Source organism: Arsenicibacter rosenii (assembly GCF_001870735.1).
GTDB lineage: Bacteria > Bacteroidota > Bacteroidia > Cytophagales > Spirosomataceae > Arsenicibacter > Arsenicibacter rosenii.
In genome coordinates this window covers 1-2,977 of the sequence record NZ_MORL01000083.1, presented here as the reverse complement: position 1 = coordinate 2,977, position 2,977 = coordinate 1, and the positions used below count along the sequence as shown (strand labels likewise).

The following is a 2,977-nucleotide window of genomic DNA, read 5'->3' as shown; positions in this document are numbered from 1 at the left end:
TCCCACAGCAGCTGGTTAAAGACCTGATCAGCCTCCTTGCGGGAAACAATACCGGTTTCGCACAGATAATCATGCGCCGCACTGGGCATTGCGCTCAGGCCCGATCGGGGAATGAGCCAGTCCNAGCCTCCTTGCGGGAAACAATACCGGTTTCGCACAGATAATCATGCGCCGCACTGGGCATTGCGCTCAGGCCCGATCGGGGAATGAGCCAGTCCGGCACCCAGTCCGGCCGTGATGCGTAGTCGGTCTCGTAGCCTTCCGGGATCACCACGCCACGGCTATCGCAGGGAATTATGGCGGGCTCCGTAAAGACCCACCAGTCATACTTTTTGCCGTAGACCTTTCTGACGCTCGCATGCAGCACATGGACGGCCATGACTATTCAGGATTTACCGGTTGATCAGGCTCCGCAGGCACTTCCGGCTCTTCAGGCAGTACGGGAGCCGGTGGCTCCGGAATCACCGGAGAAAGAATCTGCGGGAAGTTGCCCCCGTTCTGTTCGATCAGTGCAGCCTGAATACCCGGCTCATGCTGCACCAGGTAACCGGCCACCGCATGCATGTTATTCGGGTCCAGATTCTCAATGGCTCTGAACGGCTGAACCTCCCCGACAATGTTTTCTACCTTATGTTCCCCGCAGACGTAGACACGCCGTGTATGCGAGTTGCCGGAATAGTTGTTGCCGATCACGCGGGATGTAAACGTTGCATCCACTACGTTCTCAATGACCCCTCTGGCCTCCAGATCAGCGATCTGGGCCTGACTCAGGTTGTGCCAGTTATGGCGGATGGTTTCTGCTGTTTCCTGGATAATCATAGTGATTTAAGTCGTTAAGGCCTGCATAAGGCTATTAGGCACCCTGCGAGGGTAGTATGTTAATTTCCGATAATGACTATTAATTGCCCCGGTTCCGCCACCTCGATTGCCCAGCATGAAGCTACTGAATGCTCCATAAGACGCGACTAGATTAGTATCCGTGCCAACGGCTAACCCTTCCCGCGTTACGGATCGTCCGTTGGCATCGAACGCACAGCCATGCTTGATTGTGCCTGTTGTCCGTGAGCCGGTAACGCCCGTAACGGCTGTACCGTTGTAGCTCTCCGTCCGGTTGGTTGCTGGTGTGTTATAGCCGAAATGCAGCATCGTGCTGGGTCCGGTCCCGATAGCCAGAATCCGAGCGCCACCCGCGACGGTAGCCGCACTGGCATGATATGTTTCGACAAGGAATGTACCGGCGTTCTGATTCAGCCAGGCACCTGCATTCAGCGTGCAGATGTCAGCGCCCCTCGTAACCGCCGCCGTTGTCGTCGGGATAATCGACGTGGCAAAGGCACCGGGCTCTAATTGTGCCCCAAAAAAGGCAAGCGTACAAGTATCTGTACTGGATGCATAACCGGCAATGTAAGCGCCGCTTATCGCCGGGGTTCCGGCCGCATCCGTCGTAAATGTCATTACCGCCCGATACCAGCCGCCCCCCCAATCCTCAATCGTTGCAGACGTTATAGCTGCGCTCTTCGTAGTCGTCAGTGTAGCGATATTAAAACCTGCGTTACCCAGATTGTTAGTACTGCCGAAATTAACTTCCCAGAAAAAGCGCTTATTGGCAGGATTGCTCGCCGCCAGACACTTATAAAGAGTACTGATAGTGTACGACGTACTGTTTGCCAAAACAAAACCGGCTGGTTTTGACATATTTACACCGCTGTATTGTCCCGCTGTATTCGTGAAAGATGGCACCAGAGAACCATCGGGGGCGGTAGTTGCATTTGGGGTCCTTACTGTCGCACCCGCCACGCTCCAGTTTCCCGGCGTAATTGAATTAAGTATATAATTAGTGCGACTTTCCTCAATAAGCAAACCACGACAAGCCATCGTGACCGGATCGTAGTCAATCCGGGGCACGTTGGCCGCTACGGTTTCCATTACCCCGCTGCCGTTAATCCGTGTCGCTATACTATTACGCGAGCACGTAACAGCTGATGGTACTACCCCTTTGGTGAAATCCAGAAACAGGCTGGGCGTAAACTGACTGACGAGCCCTAACATCGTTTTCCGCATCTGCTTAGTGTTTAGCGTAATACCCTACCAGTGAAGTGGTGCTGTTGGCTTCCATCGTGATGACGGTAAGACTACCAACCGCCGTATTCCAGTCAACGGCTGCTCCGGAAGGAAATTTAACCGCTGCCGGGAAAGTGATACTGAAACTGCCCGCACCGCCCTGAGTGACGTACAGCGTTAGTGTCCGGCCCAGCGTCGGGTTACTGATCGTCAGCGTTACGTTTGAGGTGATCGTCATACTGATCACCAGATCATCGGCCTGACTCATATCAGCGGTGTAGGCGGTACTGACGCTACCGGCATCAATTGACTTTTTCGTTGGGTTGAAATTAGTCGCCAGACTGATGTTGGTCGTGTAGCCGGTTGAACTGACATGAAGCGGATTGCCGCCGCTGGTAATGGCAGGTTTGGTACCGGTGCCGCCGGTCCAGTCCAGCAGCTGCAGGACAATATTCTGACCATTGGGCACTGAGCCGTGAACCGGTGACCAGCCAGCATACCCCTGCGGACCACGGAAATCGGTTGCATTGCCAATGGTGGTCGTCAGGCCCGTCGATGACTGATAATAAGGCTGGCCTTCCGGAGACGTAATAGCGGGTTTGGTACCTTCCCCGCCAACCCAGTCATTCAGCTGATGCAGCACCTTATCACTTGATACGATTGCCGCCCAGACCGCTGACCAGCCAGCATACCCGCGCGGTCCGCGATAGTCAGTCGCACTGGCAATGTTGGTGGTCAGACCGGTTGACGATTCATACAGCGCATCGCCATCGCTGGTGATGCCCGGAGCCACACCTTCCCCGCCAATCCAGCCCGTCAGTTGCCGTACAACCTTTGATCCGGAAACGACAGCCGCAAATACCGGTGACCAGCCCTGCCCGGCCAGGAGCTCCAGATTGGCGGTACTGAAGCTGCT

5 protein-coding genes are annotated in these 2,977 nt (G+C 55.0%); all 5 read right to left on the bottom strand.

All coding sequences use genetic code 11. The annotated features are described in order from the left end of the window. A partial coding sequence (locus BLX24_RS34125) for a DUF1353 domain-containing protein (RefSeq protein WP_143092891.1) occupies positions 1-158 on the bottom strand: 158 nt, incomplete at its 3' end. After that, a complete protein-coding gene (locus BLX24_RS34120) occupies positions 95-379 on the bottom strand; it encodes a DUF1353 domain-containing protein (RefSeq protein ID WP_071506848.1) in 285 nt (94 codons plus the stop codon). The genes BLX24_RS34125 and BLX24_RS34120, both read right to left, overlap by 64 nt. 2 nt (positions 380-381) lie before the next feature. After that, entirely contained in the window at positions 382-819 is a 438-nt protein-coding gene (locus BLX24_RS29795; RefSeq protein ID WP_071506847.1) for a hypothetical protein, read from the bottom strand. A 6-nt stretch (positions 820-825) separates the two neighbouring features. Beyond that, a complete protein-coding gene (locus BLX24_RS29790; protein ID WP_071506846.1) occupies positions 826-2,061 on the bottom strand; it encodes a phage head spike fiber domain-containing protein in 1,236 nt (411 codons plus the stop codon). 4 nt (positions 2,062-2,065) lie between these two features. Further along, the coding region (locus tag BLX24_RS33010; RefSeq protein WP_177225967.1) for a hypothetical protein at positions 2,066-2,977 on the bottom strand (912 nt) is incomplete at its 5' end.

Bases quoted from the DNA above. Each gene is read 5' to 3' on its own strand.
- BLX24_RS29795 (WP_071506847.1), bottom strand. From the start codon at position 819: ATGATTATCCAGGAAACAGCAGAAACCATCCGCCATAACTGGCACAAC.
- BLX24_RS29790 (WP_071506846.1), bottom strand. From the start codon at position 2,061: ATGCGGAAAACGATGTTAGGGCTCGTCAGTCAGTTTACGCCCAGCCTG.